This window comes from Streptomyces sp. NPDC098781 (assembly GCF_044759995.1).
Lineage (GTDB): Bacteria > Actinomycetota > Actinomycetes > Streptomycetales > Streptomycetaceae > Streptomyces.
Genome location: NZ_JBIWAK010000003.1, coordinates 1 through 17,885 on the forward strand (window position 1 = coordinate 1; position 17,885 = coordinate 17,885).

Here is a 17,885-nt window from a genome sequence, read left to right on the forward strand (position 1 = left end):
AGACACGACGCGCCGTTGCTACGCAACGGCAACACGCTTGCTTCGCAAGCGAGTTGACTGATCGTCACTCCGTGACGATCAGTCGAATTGCTCCGCAATTCTGCTAGGAATTCGCTCCGCGAATTCCCAAAAACGCGCCTGAGCGGTGCCCCCGGAACGCGGAACTGCCGCGGCTTGAACCGAAACTGACGCTGCCTCAATTCGTATTCTATGCATCCTTCATTATCCCCCTCTCCTGTAACATAATTAGATCCATATCGCTCATATTGCAATTCGTAAGAGCTGCCGAAATTATTGCTACTGCTACTGTAAGGCCGCGGTAAGAGCACGAGTTCACCTTAGATAACCGTCGTTTCCAGTCAACACCGACCTGCTTGGGTAGGCATCGTTGATTTTCCATGAACTGATATTCTCTGCCTAGGTGTTGACGGCCGGCTTACCAAAAAGGCCCGCGCCGAGGGCGGAATTTAGTTACGTTTTAGTCTGACGGGGCGCGCGCATTGCCACCAAATTAGCTGAACGTCGGCTGGAACTTATCCGGCGTGTGGATCGCGCTCAAATTGCACCACGGCATCGAGAGCAGGCGTTGGCACCATGTTCCTCGGCCAATCGTTGGAGGATCCGGGTGACCGTGTGCCGCTGCTTGCTCGGTCCGTCTGGTCCCCGAGGGACAGGGACACTAGCTGACGGGCGAGGAGCGCCTGGGCCTTGCCCGTCTTCGGTACGGCCGGCGCGGTACCACTGCAGCGGATGGAGTTCATCTGCTGGGAGCTGGACCGCCGTAGTGCAGGCAGGCTCCGCCCCCGTGCCATGCGGGTTTTGACCCGCGCCGGATCGCGGAGAGCTGTTGTGTGTGTCATGCGCCTGTTGATTGCAGCCGTGTGGTGTCAGGGGCTGCCTCGACAGGTCGTCCATTACGCGGCGTGTCGGCGGGTGTCTCGTCCTGCCGGGCGATCCTCTCATGGTGGTCGGTGCGGTATCGCTGCAGGAGGGCGTCTGCCGCGAGCAGCGCCTGCTCGCGGCTGCGGGATGCGGTCATCACGCAGAGCGTGTAGGTGGCGTCATCGAGCGCGCGGCTCGTGCTGCCGGTAGGGCGTGCGTCGTGTTCGATGCGCGCGGAAGCGAATCGGGCCAGCGCAGCGCGCCGCTCCCGCTCAGCCGGAAGGATCATGACGGTTCCTCTCTCCCCGACCACAGCCCCGCACCTTCGAGGGAGGTGCCACCAGGAGGTACGTGCTGCCAGCAGCGTTCTCACGCCACTGCTGCATGCCGAACAGCGACGAACAGTCCCCAAGTGCCCCACACCGAAAGGTCTACACCTGCACGACCATGAGCCTCGATGCTGCGGATACGTCGGCGTGCTGCCTCACGGGGGCTGACGGGCCGGGTCAGGCTCAGGAGCGTCGGCGCAGACGCCGGGGGCGGTGAAGTGAGGGGAAGGTGAGGTGGTGAGTGGGCAGTCGGAGGCGGGCGAGTCTGATCGAAGCGGGTGCGTGGCGCTGGGACCCCTATCCGGTTGTGCGACCGGTCGCGTGCGGCACGGTTACCTGGTGTCAGTGGGCGGCAAGTGGACGGTGTTCCGGCCGCGATGTCGAGAACGGTCGGACGGTTTCGTCCCAGGGACATGAGCGGCTGCTAAGGGCCACCCGGCAGAGGAGGAAAGCGATCATGGACCCCAGCCAGATGGAGCAGGAGCTGGCCGACGCACAGGAGCTGTTGAACCAGGCGTCTATGGCGCGGCTGGCCTACAACGGACTCGATGGGTTGCCGCGCGTCGTCCCGATCGGCATCTTCTGGACCGGCGAGGAGATCGTCATGTCCACCGCGGCCACGGCGCCCAAGGTGAAGGCGCTGTCTGCCCGCCCCGAAGTCGCACTGACCATCGAGGCCGGCGACGGTCCGGGCTCGGCCAGGACGCTGTCGGTGCGCGGTGTGGTGCATCTGACCATCGTCGACGGGGTGGTACCGGAGTATCTCGCAGCCGCGCGGAAGAATTTCGATGCCGAGTACGCGGCCGAGTTCGAGCGGAACTGCCGGGCCATGTACGACCGGATGGCGCGTATCGCGCTCGAGCCGCGCTGGGCGCGGTTCTACGACTTCGGTGCCGGCCGAATGCCGCAGTTCCTCGCCGAACTCGCCAAGAAGTCGAGCTGAGCTTGAGGTGGTATCGCATGTGGGGCTGACAGGAGACCTTTCGGTCTCACCGGGGCCATCGCAACGGGCTGACGATCAGAAAGCCCAGCCCAGTTCAGTGGAAGCGAAGGAGCATCCTGTTGAGATAGTCTCCCGAGCCGTTGAAGGCGAAGGGGAATCCACCGGGAATGCCACCAGGGCATGTGTTCCCCATCCGGGTCGCCTTCCTCAGCTCCCACGAGCTGACCCTCGTGGATCCTCATGCAAGGGCCAGAAAGGCGGCGGCAGATCGCAGTGGCGCATGCCGTTGTGCCGTAGCAAGGACTCGGCCAACGACTCCGGGGACGGCTGCCCGGCATGCCAGTACAGGGCCCCGTCTCCCGGGCGATCGGACGGGGGGTGCGGTCGGGTATGGGTGAACCGATTGGGCGAGTCGGATCGCTGGTGGCCCGTGGCATGCTCCGCCCGTCCCTGCCCGGCCTCCGCAATGACCGGTGCAAGAGGCCACTTGGACTGGGAAAGTGCAACTTCGACATGGCCCGTGGAGGCAGCTACCTTCGCCTGGTCTTCGGCGATCGCTCGCGGCCGCACAGGAGTTCGTTCAGGCTGAGCCGTCTGCGACGGGATGAGTTGGTCACGCTCCACGCATGTTCGTTCGCATGCATAAGCCATCGAACCGGGTCCATTTCCGGGCACCCAACTAGGGAGAGATGCATGTCCCGTCTTGCGCTGTACACATTCGGTGTCCTGAAGTCACCTCTCGCCGATTCCGGACCTGTCACGCGTGAGTTCTACGGCATCGGTGAGGCCGTCTATCGGGAGATAGGTCAGCAGCCGGGATTCCTGGCGCGTGCTGAAGCGGCGGGCGGTGATCGGGGTGAGTTCTTCGAGGCGGACTGGGGTGCGTGGGGAGAGTTCACCGTACCGGCTTGGTACGTGAAGGGCCGTACGCGGGAAACTACCGCCCTGGCTGCGACCCTCTCGCTTTGGAACGGCCTGCGCCCCGCCTTTGAGGCCATCTATAGGGGTCTGCATCGTGAGGCGTTGAACAGGCGTTACGACTGGTTCGAGAGGACAGGGCACCCGAATTACGTGTTCTGGTGGATCTCTGACGGGGTGACTCCCACCTGGCGGGACGGGGTTTCCAGGCTGGAGCATCTGCGCGACCACGGCTCCGCGCCGCACGCTTTCACCTTCCACGACTCGTTCGCCCCGGACGGAACTGCGACCAGGGTCGAAGGCATCGGGCCGAGGAGAGGGTGCTGAACCATGTGGGCCGGCGCTAGGTTGCCCTGGCCGAGTTCCGCAGTCGTGTCGGTGACGCGGTTCCGCTTTTGTGTCATTTTCCTCGGCGAGCGGGAGAGTCAGGGGGCTGATCAGTGTTGCCGGCTCTGGTTGGGGGACTTCGGCTCGTGTGGCCGCAGTCGCTGGTCATTGACGTGAACGTCCAGGTGCGGCCAGGTTGTGGTCAGGCGCGAAAGATCACCGTCCGCTGGCAGGGGCACCGGGCCCAGCGAGTCGTCCGGCTTGAAATGGACCAGTGTCCCGGTTGTGCCGTCGACGTCGATGGGGTGAAGGTCGCTGACGGGAACGCCGTGTTCGTAGCGCTGGGTCCAGGCGCCGTTGAGGCGGCGGTTGGTATGGACGAGCCATGTGCTGAGTGCCGCAACCACGGACATGCCGCGCCGCGGGTAGCCGTCAGGCAGTATCTGGGCCTGCGGGAAGTCGAAGAACCGGAGATCTTTCGTGGCCATGACGGGCTTCTTCACGCTCTGGCCGTGCTCGTCCATGCGGGTGTCGGTGCCCCGTCCGTCGTCGCGCACGGAGAGGGAGCCGTCGGGATGGAGGACAACGACGCATCGCCCCTGGCCCCTGCTTGCTGCTTCGTCGGCGGCGTAGGCGAGTACCTCGAGGGCGAGGTGCCAAGGCCCTTCGGGAGCGAATTCGTCGGGCTTATGGCGGATGTGTGAGAGGTGGTCGGCATCGACGAAGCTGGACCAGTCGTGTGTTGTGTTGGCCCATGAAGCCCTTGATGCGTTCACGGGGTGAGTGTCTCACCCGGCGATGAGGGCTGGGTTGAGACTTCGTGTGCCGCCCGGGCCAAGACGTCTCGGGGGGTTGGGAAGTCAGGCCGGTTCCCCGGTGGTGGGCTTGTGGGCCAGGAAACTGGCGAACTTCCAGTTCAGTTCCTCGTCGGGCTCCTGGACCAGCTGAGCGGTGATGGTGAGACGGGCCTGGTTCAGCAGGTCGGCGAGCTGGTGTGTGGGCAGCCGATACGACGCGGTAGGACACGGGGTGGCCGCCATGGCCGTGTGTCGGAAGGCGGTGCTCACCGGCGCCTACGTGGCCGGCGAGGCGGAGATGTCCGCCGGGTGCCAGGGTGCGGTGGAACTCGGCGAACACGGCCGGCAGCAGCTTTGGAGGTGTGTGGTGGGTGGAGTAGTACGCCAGGATGCCGCCGAGCGTGTTGTCCTCGATCTCCAGTTCGGTCATGGAGCTGACGGAGAAGCGCAGGTCCGGGTAGGTACGTCGGGCCAGTTCGATCATCTTTGGGGACACATCGATGCCGATTGCAGGTACCCCGAGTCCGGCCAGGTGCGCCGTCACTCTTCCGGGTCCGCAGCCCGGGTCGGCGACCGGTCCTCGGTCGGATGTCTGCATGAGTTCGGCGAACGCGGTCAGTATCGAGCGGGACAACGGGTCCAGTTCGGACGGGGACTTGACGAGGGCGGCGTAGTCGTCGGCCACGGTGTCGTATGACTCCCGGACCGCGGCGCGGTAGGAAGGCTCACTCACGCGGTGAATCTAGGCCGGGGCGCTGACATGGCCGGTTGTCCGGGCTTGTGGGTCACGCTGGTGGTTGAAGGAGCGGGGAGAAGGCACGTTGTTCGTCGGACGGCTGGCGGGTCTGGGGGCATGGTGGAGCTGTCCGTCCGAGGGAGCGGTTGAGGAGGTGGCGCTGGGCGGCGTTGTGCCATTTCCGTGCTCGCGCAGGCGACGGTGGTGGTGGGCGTTGGCTCCGGGTGCGGCGGTGAGGGCTGAGAAGGCCTTGAGGGAGCCGGCGTGCGTGGGCTGGTTGTTCTTGACGAGCCGCCGGCCGGCGAAAGTGTTTGTTGCTGGAGGCGCGGATGGTCGGTGCCGAGCCTGCGTACGGCTTCAGGGCTGTGGCGTCAGCGAAACGTGTCCGGTCATCGCCGATCTCGCGAGCGAGCACCCTGGCTCCGGGCTGGGGCCGGGGCTGGGGCCGGGCCGGGCCGGGCCGGGAAAGCTGAGCAGAATTCTCGTTGTCGGCGTGCTGCTTGAACGCGGCTTCGGCAGCCGCGGTGAGGTCGTCCGCGGCCCGGCCAGGTGGCATCCAGCTGCTTGAGCAGGGCCAGAAGGTGGTGACCGAACGCGTCCTCGACGGCCGGGCGATGCCGGGCGTACTCGGAGCGGAAGATCTCCCGCAGCCGTGCGGTCTCGGTGTCGAAGCTGCGGGTGCGGCCGCTGCGCGTGAGGGTGGCACGCAGCCGGGGCGAGGTGAGTTCGCGGCTTCGCCGCGGTCGGGGCGAGGGTGAGGGTGAGCGTGAGGACCATCCGAGGGTCTGCTCTGGTCAGGCCACCTTCCTTGCCCTGGAGGGCGTGCAGGGCGGCTGGGTGGTACTCGCGCAGCAGCGAGCGGACCTGGTTGGCGGCCTGCTGGCGGCTCTAGGCGGCGTCCTGCTGGGCTCGGGCCCGCAGGTGATGGCCTGAGCGAGCTCGCTGTCGGCGGGCAGCTGCCGGTGGGCGTGCAGGTCGGTGCGCAGGATGTCCGCCAGGATCAGGGGTCGTTCGGGTCGGACTTCCTGCGGCTGACGCCGTGTCGGTCGCGGTAGCAGGAGGCGGCCGACGGGTTGATCGCGAAGACCTTGCGGTTACGCCGGTGCGCAGGACGGCCACGAGCAGGCTGCGGCTGGTCTCGATGGCCACGGGTATGGGGGTCTCCGGGCTGTCGCCGTGTTCGGCCAACGGGTCCGGTGCTTGTGGTAGCCGGCCGCGTCGTCGCTGATGCGGGCCTTGGCGAGCAGGGTGCCGGTGTCGCTGCCGACGGCGACGTCGGCAGCGACGGCGTGATGGCGCTCCGCCCAGTCGATACCGCAGAACACGGTCAAGCCATCCTCCCAGGTCCGTTCATTCATGCAGGTCACGAGCGCATGCGGGGCACACGGCGTCTTGATCCCAGGACTCACAGGTCCGCCGTCTCAGTGGCCGTTGGCGACACCAGCTCACCCCGGGGGCTCGGCCTGTCTGCGCGGGGCTCGCCGGGTCGCGGATGAAAACAAGAGGTCGGCCCTGGAGCGGGCTCGCGCCGTGACGATCAGCGTCCGGCCGGCCGTCGGGATGGTGAGTGCCTGGGTGTCTGGTCGTCCGCGGTCATGGCGCGAGCGTGACATTGACCGCGGCGGGGCGGCGTCGTACGCGGGGTTGATCGCTCTCCCTCCGTGGGAGGGCGGTCGTACGGCTTGGTCTCGGTTCGCCGCCCGGCAGGGGTGGCTGGTGTGAGTGTCGAGGTGGGCGGCGTTGGTCGGGGTGAGTGTCCGTCAGGTGGCGTTCAGGAGTGGGCGGGTGGCGTTCAGGGGGTGGGGTGAGAGGTTGGCGGCATCCGCCAGCGGTGGGCAGGCACCCCGTGGCCGGGCCCTGCACAGGCTCTGGTCCCGTTCGGGCCGGCCGCCGGACGGTGCCGCCCGGGCCGCGGTCCGGGACAGATGACGCGGCGGCCCGGGCGGGCGTGCCGGGACGTGGAGCCGCCGGGCCGGACGGGTGCTCGGGTGGCGGGGCAGTACCGGGTCGCGTCAGATCGGGAGGGGTGCGGCCAGGCGGGTGTTCGGGTGGGTGGTAGCGGCCATTTCGGCCGGGCGGGTGGTCGTCCGGATGGCCGGGCGGGGTGTTCTTTTGGGGGAACGACACGCGCTGGCGGGGTGGCAGGTGTCCGCCATCACCGGCGGCTTGCCATATTTTCTGTCTGTTTGCTGTTGTTTCGCTCACGGATTGCCAAGGCCTGCCCCGCTCATGTCCGACGGACCGAACCGTACGCCCGCCCTGCACGGCCTGCGCGCGCTCACGCTGCGGGCCTGCGCCGCGTGCGCGGCCGCCGCAGTCCTGGCGTCGCTGGCCGCCTGCTCCCCCACCGCAACACCCACACTCCCCAGGGCGCCGGACCCCGCGCTGCGGGCGGCTCCCGGCCCGGCGGCGCCGCGCAAGGAGCGGGGCGCGACGCTCGCACGGGCGCTCAGGCCACTGACGGCGGACGGTGAGACACGGCTGGCGGTGGCGGTGCTCGACCTCGACAGCGCCGACCGGGAGATCGCCTCCTACGGTCCCAAGGGGACATTCGCCACAGCCAGCATCAGCAAACTGGGCATCCTCGCCGCGCTGCTGCTCCAGGCGCAGGACCAGCAGCGGGACCTGACGGATGCCGAACGCCAGGAAGCCGCCGAGATGATCCGCAGCAGCGACAACGCCGCCGCCGACAGCCTGTGGGAGGTGATCGGACAAGCCGAGGGGCTCGACGCCGCGCACGAGCGGCTGGGCCTGGACTCGACCCGGGGCGGTCCCGGCCGCAGCTGGGGCCTGACCCAGACCACCGCCACCGACCAGGTCCGCCTGCTGCGGGCCGTCTTCACCCACGGACCCCTCACCTCCCCGCCCCCGCCCCGCGGCCTGAACCCGTCATCGCGCGCCTACATCCGCGAACTCATGGCCCAGATCGACGAGGACCAGGCCTGGGGAGTGTCCGCGGCCGGCTCCCCCGGCTCCTCCTGGGCGCTGAAGAACGGCTGGATCCAGCGCAACACCACCGGCCGGTGGGTCATCAACAGCACCGGCCAGACCACCGTCCACGGCCACCGGTACCTGGTATCCGTCCTCAGCAGCGGTAACACCACCATGGAGAACGGGATCACACTCGTCGAACGCGCGGCGAGAGCCGCCGTCGGTGCGGCCAGCACCCATGTCCGGCCCTGGCCGCAGTGAGCCGGCTTGGTGCCTCGGCAGCGCGAGTCGTTTCGAGTTGCCGATAGCAATCGCCTGCTGACCGAGTGGGCAGTGCCGTTCGTTCTGACGTCGCCCAGGCTGTTGCGGTGGAACGGCGGATCGTGCCACCAGCAACTCCCCTCTGCTGATCGCACCGGACATCAGGCCGCCATGCAGGGTTCCGCGTTCGCTCAAGCCGGCCACCAAGCTCGTCAACGCCCTGGCCGGGACCCAGTCGAGAAGGCTGCTGTCCAAGACCATCGCCCGCTGCTGCCGCGCCGGCCTCTCACGGTCTGATGAGCTCGGCTGCGGGGAGCCCGGCCGGGCGCGGGAAGAGCTGGTGTTTCAGGTGAGCAAGCGTCATACGAGGAGCAGCCTGGCGGCTTACGCCCGGTCAGGCAGGTTCGTTCCGGCGGCCTACGTGACCGGACCCGGCTGAAGGCTCCGTGATCGTTTCCGTGCCGCCGTGCATCGCCGCGAACTCAGGGAGGTGAGACCGATCAACACTGTGACAGATCGGGCCTCCCTCCCCCGCATGGCCCTGGGAGCGCCCGCAAGGCACCCCGAAAGGCCTGAAACGCTTTGCGCCTCATCTCTGAGACGTCCTCTGGCTTTGGAGGTGAGAGCCGACACCGGTTATCGACGACTTCGGGCAGCACTTGTCGATCACCGGACCGCTAAATGTTGATGAGAACTGACACCACCCGCTCTGGGGAGGGGTGTGTTGTCGGTGGGTGAGGCCAGCGGCGCCGTTTGCTGTGGGACGTGAAATGGCGGCGTCCCGGACGGTCACGTTCGCCGGGTCTTGCGTGCATTTGACGGCGGGGCGTCACCGTGGACCCGCTTGCGGTGACGTGCCACGGCGTCGTTATTGGCGCAGCGCACGGAGCAGTAGACGCGTCGGCCGTTGCGGGAGGTGTCGACGAACGCCAGACCGCAGTCGTGGCGCGCGCAGCGCCCCAGCCGTTCGGCGCCGGCGGAGCACACGACGTAGGCGAGTCCGGCTGCGGTGACGGCTCGGATGTGCGCGGCTGCGTCGGCGCCAGTGGCGCTGTAGTGCAGATGAGGTCGGCCGTCGTGCAGGGAGATCCGGGGACTGCTGGAGGCGTCGGCGAGAAGTGTGTTGACTGCCTGGCACCGCTCTTCGAGGTCCTGCGGCCCGAAGCACGCGGCCAGGCGCCGGCTCCATGTCCAGATCATCTCGGCCTGCGCGGCGGTAAGCGTGCGGTGCACCACGCCGTGCGTGGCGAGTAGTGGTTCCAGGTGCTCAGGAGGTGGTGGCGCGGTCAGGTTGACCAGGTCCGCGGCCAGCCGGGCGGCCTCCCCGCCGTAATGGTTGAAATGCATAAGGCAATTACATCATCGTATGCGTCCGAGCCGTAGTGGTGCGCGGCGGCAGGCCGGGTGGCCAGCACGGTCGTCAGGCAGAGCCTGGCGGTGCCGACCACGGAGAGGACCCGGAGGAGCACGATGGTGAAGATCCCCCGCGCACCGTGGCAGGGCGCCGCGACGGCTCCGGCGTTGATGCTGGCTCAGATCGTCAGCCTTCAAGCGGGTTCAGCCGTGGCCAAGGACGCCTATGGGACAGCCGGCCCTACGGTGCTGGCCGGTATGCGGCTTTTCTTCTCGGCCGCGATCCTGTGGATACTGGTCCGGCCGCGACTGCGGGAGGTCACGGCCGTGCAGTGGCGGGCGGCGATCTCACTCGGTCTGGTCTTCGCGGCCATGAACTTGGCGTACTTCCAGGCCATCAGCCGCCTGCCGATCGGGGTGGCCGCAACCTTGGAGCTGCTCGGGCCGCTCGCCTTGTCGATCGTTCTGTCCCGTCGGTTTGAGCACCTCGCGGTGGCGTTGCTAGCGCTTGTGGGTGTACTCCTGCTGGCCACCCCGGGAGCCTCGCTCTCCACCGCCGGGCTGCTGCTGGGGGGCGCCGCCGCGCTGTGCCGGGCCGGGTATGTGGTCCTGAGTCAGCGGGTCGGGCACCTGTTCCCCGACTGGACGGGCCTGACCCTGGCGCTGGCCTGCGGCGCCTGCATGCTGACCCCGATCACCGCCCTCACAGACGGTGGCACGGTGGCGGCCCACCCTGCCGTCCTCGGCACCGGGCTCACGGTGGCCCTCCTGTCCTCCCTGATCCCGTACTCGCTGGATATGACGGTCCTGCGGCGCATCGATGTGCACGCCTTCGGCGTGCTGCTCACACTGAGCCCAGCCGTGGCGGCAGGGGTCGGTTTCGTTTTGCTGCGCGAGCAGCTCACAGCACGTCAACTGTGTGCCATGGCGCTGGTAGTCCTGGCTGGCGCCTGGTCGGTGCGCCGCGCCGCTCAGCGCGTCGGACCTGCCGATCGCTCCGGCGCTCGTCCCACGTGAGTCCCGCCCAATGTAATGGTTGAAGTGCTTTAGACGGTGACGTCATGTTGGTGGCATGACTCCCGCATCCGCAGTGACGCCGTCGGACGACCGCTGCCCCGTCTGCCACAAGCCGACTCCGGCGGAAACGCAGTTGTGGACGCTAAGGTCCCACCACCGCACTTCTGAAGGTGAGGTCGAATACTGCGTCGGCGGCTGCGGCTGTCTCGTCGTCCTGGTCAACGGCGAGATGATCAAGAGCCTCTCCGTCGACCGGCGGTAGCTTCTTGTTGGAACACCACCAGCAGGGCGAGGCATACGGGTCAGCCTGCGGTAGTGTCCTGAGCGGCGGCCCTGACTTGAGTGAGGGCGAGGCGGTAGGAGTCGGTGCCGGTCTGGATGAGGTGCCGCCGAAGGTGAGCCGGTCGACGATGGCCGCGCAGAGCCGGGGGTCGGTGAAGGTCTTGGTCCAGCCGCTGAAACTCTCGTTCGAGGCGATGGCGACGCTGTTCTTCTCCTCGCGCTCGGTCAGCACCTGGAACAGCAGCTCAGCGCCCCTGCGGTCCAGCTCCATATAGCCCAGCTCATCAATGCAGAGAAGATCGACTCGGCCGTAGCGGGCAATCGTCTTGGTCAGCACCTTCTCGTCCGCGGCCTCGACCAGCTCGTTGACGAGTTTGGTGGCAAGTGTGTAGCGGACCCGGTAGCCGGCCATCGCGGCTTCGGTGCCCAGCGCGATCAGCAGGTGCGACTTGCCGGTGCCGGAGTCGCCGATCAGGCAGAGCGGCAGGCCCTTCTTGACCCACTCGCAGGTCGCCAGGGTGTGGATGACCGCCGGGTCCACGCTGGGGTTCGCCTCGAAATCGAAGGCCCGCAGCGATTTCTCGCGCGGGAACTGGGCGGCCTTGATCCGCCGTTCCGAACGGCGGCGGGCCCGGTCGTCGCACTCGGCCATCAGCAGCTCGGCGAGGAAGCCGCGATACGACATCTGGTCACGGGCGGCGGCTTCGGCCAGCTCGGGGAACTGGGCCCGGATGGTCGGCAGCCGCAGCATCCGGCATGCCTGGTCGACAGCAGCGTCGGCGGCCTGCTCGGTCAGCCCGCGGTGGCGTTTGAACGTCGTCATGGCGTTTCTCCCTCGACGGCGGAGTGGTCGGCCGGCCGCCTCGGCCGCAGCAACTGGTCGTAGGCCGCGACCGACGGCAGCGGCCGGTTGTCGGGCGGCAGGTGGGCCAGGCGCCGTTCGGTCAGGAACGTCACACTCGCCCGGTCCGGCTGTGGATCTACCGTGACGGACAGGGCTTCGTCGGCCTCGGCGGCCTTGCGGGCTTCCAGTGCGACCGCATCCGCGGTCAGGGCGCCTGCCCGCAGGGCGGCGGCGAGCCCGGTCACCAGGTACTCGTGATGAAGATGCCGTCCCAGCAGCAGGACCTCGATCAGAGCGCGGGTGCCGTCCCGGTCACCGTGGGCCTTGCAGGCGGCCGCCCACCAGGCGTCGTGGACGGGGGTGAACTTGCCTGCGGAGCGGGCCTGTTCCAGTCGGTCGCGCCGGGGAAGGCGCCGGGCTTGCGGACCAGGGCCTCCAGGTAGTGGTCCAGCTCGAGGCGGGCCTGGCCCTTGGCGATGAGCCGCTCGTGCCGGGCGACCTCCTTGCGTCCGTCGTAGACGACGACTTCGGAGGCGTGCAGCATCACCCGGACGGTGCGTCCGATCAGTCCCACCGGCACCGAGTAGCGGTTCGTGCGGACACTGACCTGCGCGTATCTGTCCACCCGGAGACTGAACAGCCGACCGGTCTCGAACGGCTCGTCGGGCAGCGGCTGCAGCAGTGGGCGTTCGGCGGCGAAGTACTCGCCGATCGTCCTGGGCCGTGACCGGATGCGGCGGTCGTCGTCCTGGGCGTCCCACCGCTCGACCATCGCGTTGAGTTCGGCGAGGGAGTCGACTTCCGGGATGGGGACGAGGTGGTTCCGGCGGAACCAGCCGATCTGGCCTTCCACTCCGCCCTTCTCGTGGGCTCCTTCGAGGCCCGGGCGGCAGTACATGCTTTCGATTCCGTAGTGCGAACGGAACGCGGTCCACCGCTCGTTCTCCACCCGCGCTCTCGACAGGCCCAGCACCCGGGCGACCGCGGTCCGCAGGTTGTCATAGCGCACCTTGCCGCAGGGGACGCCGCCCAGCACGCTGAGAGCGTGGACGTGGCCTTCGAAGAACGCCTCCCGCCCGCACGAGGCGAAGATGCGGTGCACCGCCTTGCCGGAGTACGACAGGCGCATCGAGAACAGGTAGACCTTGACCTGCTCGCCGGCCAGACGGATCGTCACGTCGCCGAAGTCGACCTCGGCTTCCGTCCCCGGCATGTGGGTCTGGGGGATGAACGCGTTCAGCGGCCCGCGTCCCGCCTCGATCCGTATCTGCGGCCGGCGAACAGCGACATAGGCCCGCACCATCGGATAGGTCACCTCCACCGCACCGTGCTCGTCCAGCAGCCGGTCGAAGATCCGCTTGACGGTATGCCGCTGCTTGCGCGGCGCGTCCAGATCCGCCCGCAGCATCTGATCGATGGCCGGCTTGAACGACGTCGAGCCGCGTCTTGCGGGGCGGCAGCTGCTTGCGAGGCTCCGGCCAGACGGACTCCATGGCCGCCCTCACCGTCCGAAAGCCCACCCCGTACTTGCGCTGCAAGGCCCGGTTCGACATCCCCGCCCGGGCATCGCGGCGTATCGCCGCGTACAGATCGACCTTGGACTTCGGTGGCACCGGCGCCCCCTCACCACGCAGAGCACCCCCAGCTTCCCACCGCAAGCCCCCAAGTGGTGTCAAAACTCGGCGATATCACTCTCCGCCAACACCGCGCGGTGTCGCCGCCGATCGACAACCGGTGTCAGGACTCACCGATAAAACCAGTTCCTCCGACGGCGTCTGGAACAGCTCTTTGTCCTCAACGAGATTCCCGGCGTTCTGTGGACGCCAGAAGATGCTGCCGGTACTCGTCCACTCATCGTGATGGGCCACGGCGGTGGTCAGCACAAGAAGGCGCCCGACATCTGGGGCCGTGCCCGCCGCTTCGTCACCGAGTGCGGTTTTGCCGTGGTGGCGGTCGACGTGCCGAACCATGGTGACCGGCCTGCGGACGAGAAGTACCACCGCATCGCGATCGAGAACCAGGCACGCCTGGAAGCTGGAGAAGAACTGGCACCACTCATCGCGGCTTTCCACGCCCTCGTGGCCGACCAGACCGTCCCGGAATGGCAGGCGGTTCTGGACGCCGTCCAGCAGCTCCAACCGGTCGGCGTCGGCCCGGTGGGCTACTGGGGAGTCTCGCTGGGATGCGGACTCGGCGTCCCCTTCGTCGCCGCCGAACCCCGCATCCGCGCCGCCGTGCTGGGCCTGGGCGGAAACCCGGCCTCGGCCGCAGACGCCGCGCGGATCACGGTCCCGGTGCAGTTCCTGGTGCAGTGGGACGACGAACGCGTGCCGCGAGACCGGAGCCTGGCACTGTTCGACGCCTTCGCCTCGGCCGACAAGACACTCCACGCGAACCCCGGCAAGCACGGTGACCTGCCGGCATCGGAGCTGGACAACTCGCTGCGGTTCTTCTCCCGGCATCTCACCTGATATCCACCGCTCGCAGTGGCCGACACACCCGATCGGCACACAGATCCGGCGGGGCACCCGGCGAACCGCTCATGTCAACGCCACAGGGCAGGCGCGTTGCTGACGCGACACCAGAAGCGCCCCGACGACATCGAAACTCATCGGCCTTTCCGCCATCCGCACGCCCCGCCTGACCCGACCCGCATTGCCCGTACAGGCCGTGCCGTGCCGTTGCTCGTGACTCGTTCCCCGGGCGGCGCGTCCGCGGCAGACGGGCAGCCTGCTGCGGCCATCACATCCGCCCCGGCCCGGCCGGACCTGTCCCCCGGCCGGACCTGCCCCCGGCCGGACCTGTCCCCGGCGGCGCAGCGACACGCGAAGCACAGCCCCACACCACCACCACCGCTGCTGCCGCCGCCGCCAAGAGGAAGGGAGCACGGGCGGGGGTGCCTCACGAACGCCGTAACGCCCGGCGGGGCAACCTCCCCTTTCCCCCGGCCCGGAGCCCGGGTACCGGCCTTCAGGAGGAATTCCCGGCCGGCCGCGCGCCCTAGGGGGCGCCGGGTGGTACCGAGGATGGAGATGCCCGCGCCCCCCGAACCACCCGCCACGCCGCCCCCAACCCCGGGCGGCGCGGAATCACGGGTACCGGGCCCACTGCGGACCGCCGCCGCCTACGCCTGGCGGATCATCGCCATCGGCATCGTCGTCCGGGCCGCGTTCTCCGTACTCGGACAGTTCCACCGCATCGCCGTCGCCGTCTTCCTCGGCCTCGTCCTCACCACCGTGCTGCGCCCCGTCGCCGGTCTCCTCGCCCGCCGCATGCCCCGCCCGCTCGCCGTCGCCGCCGCCCTCACCGTCGGCATCGCCGCCGTCCTCGGCATCCTCGCCCTGATCGGCGAGATCGTGGCAGACCAGCGCACCACCCTGACACGAGAATTCACCGCCGGCACCGACCGGATCGAACGACGCCTGGAAGAGGCGCCCTTCCGCCTGGCCCCGGGCACCTTCGACGACCTTCAGTCCCGGATCGGCCAACTCCTCTCCAGCCACCGCTCCACCCTCATCAGCGAAGCCCTCAGCGGCGCAAGCCGCCTCCTCGAAGTGCTCACCGTCCTCGCCCTCGCCCTGTTCTGCGCCGTGTTCTTCACCCACTCCGGCGACCGGCAGTGGCAATGGCTGTGCGACCAACTTCCCCCGGCAGCACGGCCCCGCTTCACCGCCGCCGGCCGCGCCGCCTGGCACACCTTCACCGGCTACACCCACGGCATCCTTCTGGTCGCCGCCACGAACGCCACTCTGGTCGGCATCGCGCTCACCGCCCTCGGTGTCCCCCTCGCCCTCCCCCTGGCCCTGCTCGAATTCGCAGCCGCGTTCATCCCCCTGATCGGTTCACCCGTCGCCCTTGCCGTGGCCGCTGTCGTGGCACTGGCGACGAAGGGGCCGCTGACCGCTCTGATCGTCGTCGTCCTGATCGTCATCATCGGCCAGATCGAAGGCCACCTCCTGCACCCCCTCGTCATGAGCTGGGCCGTGCGCCTGCACCCCCTCGTCGTCGCACTCTCTGTCATCGCCGGAGCCGTCGCAGCCGGATTCATCGGCGCCATCGTCGCCGTCCCCACCGTCGCCGTCACCTGGACCATCTACCAAACACTCCACCACCCCCACCCCCACGAAAACACACGCGAAAACACACCCGAAACCCAACCCGACGACGACTAAAGAACACCGATGCCCACCCCCAACAGCACGGGACGTGGTTCCTCCCGTGCCGCGCGGCAACCCCGTGATGTCAGGCGGCGCGCTTCACGTGGCGGACCAGCCACATCAGCAGGGCGTCCAGATCGGCGGCGGCCGAGAGGACCCGGTCGACCGCTTCACGGGTGTGCAGCCACTCCTCGCAGCCGAGGAGACGGGCGGCGACCAGCGAACGGTGGCGCAGCAGGTCACTGCGGGAGTGGTCTGCCGGATAGCCGCGCGGGGGACGTTTCATCACGTCGCCGGAGATGTTGTAGCCCTTCCTCCGCACGTCCTCGACGATGGCGGACAGTTCGCGGCCGCTCCCCTCGGAGACCACGGCCCTGCGGAACATGTCCACCTGGCCGGGATCGGGGTACCACCAGGCGCCCTGGATCCGCAGACCGTCCAGGTCGAACCGGAGACCGATCTCGATCTTGCGGCCGAGCCGGATCACCGCGCCCTGGTGCTGCCACCACCAGGAGTCGGTGCGGTAGTGCCATACGGAGAAGTCCTCGTACCGGGGGTCGGCGTCCGCGATCTCGTTCAGCAGGGCGATCATCGGCAGCCGGACCAGGCGCTCGCGGTCCGCGCGGCAGCGCTCGCGGGTTGCGTGGGCCGGTTCGCCCTGGAGCTGCCACAACACGTCCATGGCCTGCTCCGGCCAGCCCGTGAACTGTCCACGCATGCGCGGACAATAACCCACCACAACCAGCAGGAGAGGGAGCAGTTCGCCGGTGGTGGGCAGCCGGTACTGGATCTGGCCTTGGTGGGCACGCTCGGCAAGTTCCTCGACCAGGATGCCGGTGACCCGCAGCACCTCGACGACGGCGAAGGGCCACAAGGCGTGGTCTTCTTGGCGTCCGGAATCACGTCGGTGCCCGGTAGCAGGGTCCTCGGCCGGCACTTCGGCGTCCGCCGACCGGCAAGGGCAACGCGTACCAACATCTGCCGGGCAGCGGTGAACGTCCCGCCCGGTACAGCGCCGCAGGCCGCAGCCGGCACAGCGGCAGCGTCCTTACACCGCTGGCCGGCACAACGGACCAGAAGCGGCAGCGACCGGAACACCGTCCAGCAGCCCGCCCCCACCCGGCCCCGACGCAAGCCCAGCATCCGATCGACCGCAGCCCCACGATGTGGCAGGACACGCCCGCGCAGGACACGCAGGACACCACCCAGGACCCGGAAAGCCCTCCTCGCTCAAACCCACCGGCTCCCACACGCCCTCCGCCACCAGCTCCAGCCGGGCGCGCCGGCAGGCTGCCAGGGTGATCCGTTGGCTCAAGCGAGGCTCGACAGGTGCCCCTGCCGAGCCTCGCGTCGCCTCGCCTCGCCTCGCCTCGCCTCGCCTCGCAGGTGACCGCGCGCGGCTGATCTGCCGGTCACGTTCCCCACCGCCGCCGCCCGCCGGGCCAGACGCTCACTCGGTCACCGGCGCCGCCCCCTGGGACAGGGCCGGTGCCGCGGCGAAGAGCGCGGAGACGGACGCGCGTACCTGGTCCGCGACCACCTCGGGTGTGGAGCTGTCCAGCTTCCCGTCGAGGTGCAGGAACGCCAGACCGTGGACGAGGGCCCACACAGTGGTCGCCAGGGCGCCCGAGCTGTCCGCCCCCGGGAAGGCATCGCGGACGATGCCCTGCACGTACTCGGTGATCACGGCCGTCGCGGCGACCCGTTCCGCGCTGGTCGGGTCGCAGGGCTCGGCGAACATGGCCCGGAACAGGGCAGGGTGATCCAGCGCGAACCGGACGTAGACCACCGCGACCTCGGCCAGATCATCCGGTGTCGAAGGCGCGGCGTGGACCGCCGCCAGCTGCTCGGCGAGCTCGCGGTACCCCTCGGCGGCCACCGCCGAGACCAGCGAACCGCGGTCCGGGTAGTGACGGTAGGGAGCGGTCGGCGACACGCCTGCCCGGCGGGCGACCGCGCGCAGCGAAAGGGCCGCGCTGCCGTCCTCCTCCAGCAGCTCCCGGGCGGCCAGCAGACACGCGGCGCGCAGGTCGCCGTGATGGTAGGTACTGCTTTGCGGCATAGGTCACACTCCCCCATGTTTACAGTGCTCACATCGGGCCTTAATG

At 68.5% G+C, this 17,885-nt stretch carries 11 protein-coding genes and 5 pseudogenes; 7 read left to right on the plus strand and 9 right to left on the minus strand.

The features are described 5' to 3' along the window. Positions 1-856: 856 nt before the first annotated feature. Positions 857-1,171 carry a DUF5133 domain-containing protein gene (locus tag ACIQWG_RS11885; RefSeq protein ID WP_404093596.1) on the minus strand — a complete coding sequence of 105 codons (315 nt, stop codon included), beginning with the start codon at positions 1,169-1,171 and terminating at the stop codon, positions 857-859. A gap of 497 nt (positions 1,172-1,668) precedes the next feature. Between ACIQWG_RS11885 and ACIQWG_RS11890 the strand changes: the two genes are divergently transcribed. After that, positions 1,669-2,154: a pyridoxamine 5'-phosphate oxidase family protein gene (locus ACIQWG_RS11890; protein ID WP_404093598.1), complete on the plus strand. Its 486-nt coding sequence runs from the start codon at positions 1,669-1,671 to the stop codon at positions 2,152-2,154. 693 nt (positions 2,155-2,847) lie between these two features. After that, complete coding sequence (locus ACIQWG_RS11895) at positions 2,848-3,399, plus strand: DUF3291 domain-containing protein (protein WP_404093600.1); 552 nt, start codon at positions 2,848-2,850, stop codon at positions 3,397-3,399. Between the two features lie 110 nt (positions 3,400-3,509). Here ACIQWG_RS11895 and ACIQWG_RS11900 read toward each other — a convergent pair whose 3' ends face one another. The 3 genes and pseudogenes from ACIQWG_RS11900 to ACIQWG_RS11910 form a co-directional block, all read right to left on the minus strand. Beyond that, on the minus strand, positions 3,510-4,175 hold the full coding sequence (locus ACIQWG_RS11900) for an ATP-binding protein (protein WP_404093602.1): 666 nt from the start codon (positions 4,173-4,175) through the stop codon (positions 3,510-3,512). Positions 4,176-4,259: 84 nt separating this feature from the next. Beyond that, positions 4,260-4,929: pseudogene (locus tag ACIQWG_RS11905) on the minus strand (class I SAM-dependent methyltransferase). Between the two features lie 52 nt (positions 4,930-4,981). Further along, a pseudogene (locus tag ACIQWG_RS11910) lies at positions 4,982-6,290 on the minus strand (transposase). Positions 6,291-7,161: 871 nt separating this feature from the next. On the opposite strand from ACIQWG_RS11910, the gene ACIQWG_RS11915 reads away from it, so the two are divergent. After that, positions 7,162-8,124, plus strand: a complete 963-nt coding sequence (locus ACIQWG_RS11915) for a serine hydrolase (RefSeq protein WP_404093604.1) — start codon at positions 7,162-7,164, stop codon at positions 8,122-8,124. Between the two features lie 789 nt (positions 8,125-8,913). Here the strand turns inward: ACIQWG_RS11915 and ACIQWG_RS11920 are convergent. After that, positions 8,914-9,471: a CGNR zinc finger domain-containing protein gene (locus tag ACIQWG_RS11920; RefSeq protein WP_404093606.1), complete on the minus strand. Its 558-nt coding sequence runs from the start codon at positions 9,469-9,471 to the stop codon at positions 8,914-8,916. A gap of 123 nt (positions 9,472-9,594) precedes the next feature. Here ACIQWG_RS11920 and ACIQWG_RS11925 point away from each other — a divergent pair, with 123 nt between their 5' ends. Together ACIQWG_RS11925 and ACIQWG_RS11930 are read left to right on the plus strand one after the other, a co-directional pair. Continuing rightward, positions 9,595-10,494, plus strand: a complete 900-nt coding sequence (locus tag ACIQWG_RS11925) for an EamA family transporter (RefSeq protein WP_404093609.1) — start codon at positions 9,595-9,597, stop codon at positions 10,492-10,494. Positions 10,495-10,549: 55 nt separating this feature from the next. Then, positions 10,550-10,756 (plus strand): hypothetical protein, encoded by a 207-nt coding sequence (locus tag ACIQWG_RS11930; RefSeq protein ID WP_404093612.1) that lies wholly within the window; start codon positions 10,550-10,552, stop codon positions 10,754-10,756. A gap of 40 nt (positions 10,757-10,796) precedes the next feature. Here the strand turns inward: ACIQWG_RS11930 and istB are convergent. Beyond that, positions 10,797-11,599 (minus strand): annotated as a pseudogene (gene istB / locus ACIQWG_RS11935) (IS21-like element helper ATPase IstB). Further along, positions 11,596-13,173, minus strand: a pseudogene (istA, locus tag ACIQWG_RS11940) (IS21 family transposase). Before istA ends, istB begins: the two co-directional pseudogenes overlap by 4 nt. A 181-nt stretch (positions 13,174-13,354) precedes the next feature. Between istA and ACIQWG_RS11945 the strand changes: the two are divergent. Further along, positions 13,355-14,091, plus strand: a pseudogene (locus ACIQWG_RS11945) (dienelactone hydrolase family protein). Positions 14,092-14,652: 561 nt separating this feature from the next. Next, positions 14,653-15,792 carry an AI-2E family transporter gene (locus tag ACIQWG_RS11950; protein ID WP_404093614.1) on the plus strand — a complete coding sequence of 380 codons (1,140 nt, stop codon included), beginning with the start codon at positions 14,653-14,655 and terminating at the stop codon, positions 15,790-15,792. A gap of 70 nt (positions 15,793-15,862) precedes the next feature. On the opposite strand, the gene ACIQWG_RS11955 is transcribed toward ACIQWG_RS11950, so the two are convergent. Both ACIQWG_RS11955 and ACIQWG_RS11960 read right to left on the minus strand, forming a co-directional pair. After that, positions 15,863-16,651: a DUF2461 family protein gene (locus ACIQWG_RS11955; protein ID WP_404093615.1), complete on the minus strand. Its 789-nt coding sequence runs from the start codon at positions 16,649-16,651 to the stop codon at positions 15,863-15,865. 576 nt (positions 16,652-17,227) lie between these two features. Further along, positions 17,228-17,839 (minus strand): TetR/AcrR family transcriptional regulator, encoded by a 612-nt coding sequence (locus tag ACIQWG_RS11960; RefSeq protein ID WP_404093618.1) that lies wholly within the window; start codon positions 17,837-17,839, stop codon positions 17,228-17,230. Positions 17,840-17,885: the final 46 nt, after the last annotated feature.

What these genes read in the sequence shown, in the direction of transcription:
- ACIQWG_RS11895 (WP_404093600.1), top strand. Translation starts at nt 2,848, where the DNA reads ATGTCCCGTCTTGCGCTGTACACATTCGGTGTCCTGAAGTCACCTCTC.
- ACIQWG_RS11920 (WP_404093606.1), bottom strand. Translation starts at nt 9,471, where the DNA reads ATGCATTTCAACCATTACGGCGGGGAGGCCGCCCGGCTGGCCGCGGAC.
- ACIQWG_RS11960 (WP_404093618.1), bottom strand. Translation starts at nt 17,839, where the DNA reads ATGCCGCAAAGCAGTACCTACCATCACGGCGACCTGCGCGCCGCGTGT.
- ACIQWG_RS11925 (WP_404093609.1), top strand. Translation starts at nt 9,595, where the DNA reads ATGGTGAAGATCCCCCGCGCACCGTGGCAGGGCGCCGCGACGGCTCCG.
- ACIQWG_RS11885 (WP_404093596.1), bottom strand. Translation starts at nt 1,171, where the DNA reads ATGATCCTTCCGGCTGAGCGGGAGCGGCGCGCTGCGCTGGCCCGATTC.
- ACIQWG_RS11890 (WP_404093598.1), top strand. Translation starts at nt 1,669, where the DNA reads ATGGACCCCAGCCAGATGGAGCAGGAGCTGGCCGACGCACAGGAGCTG.
- ACIQWG_RS11930 (WP_404093612.1), top strand. Translation starts at nt 10,550, where the DNA reads ATGACTCCCGCATCCGCAGTGACGCCGTCGGACGACCGCTGCCCCGTC.
- ACIQWG_RS11950 (WP_404093614.1), top strand. Translation starts at nt 14,653, where the DNA reads ATGCCCGCGCCCCCCGAACCACCCGCCACGCCGCCCCCAACCCCGGGC.
- ACIQWG_RS11915 (WP_404093604.1), top strand. Translation starts at nt 7,162, where the DNA reads ATGTCCGACGGACCGAACCGTACGCCCGCCCTGCACGGCCTGCGCGCG.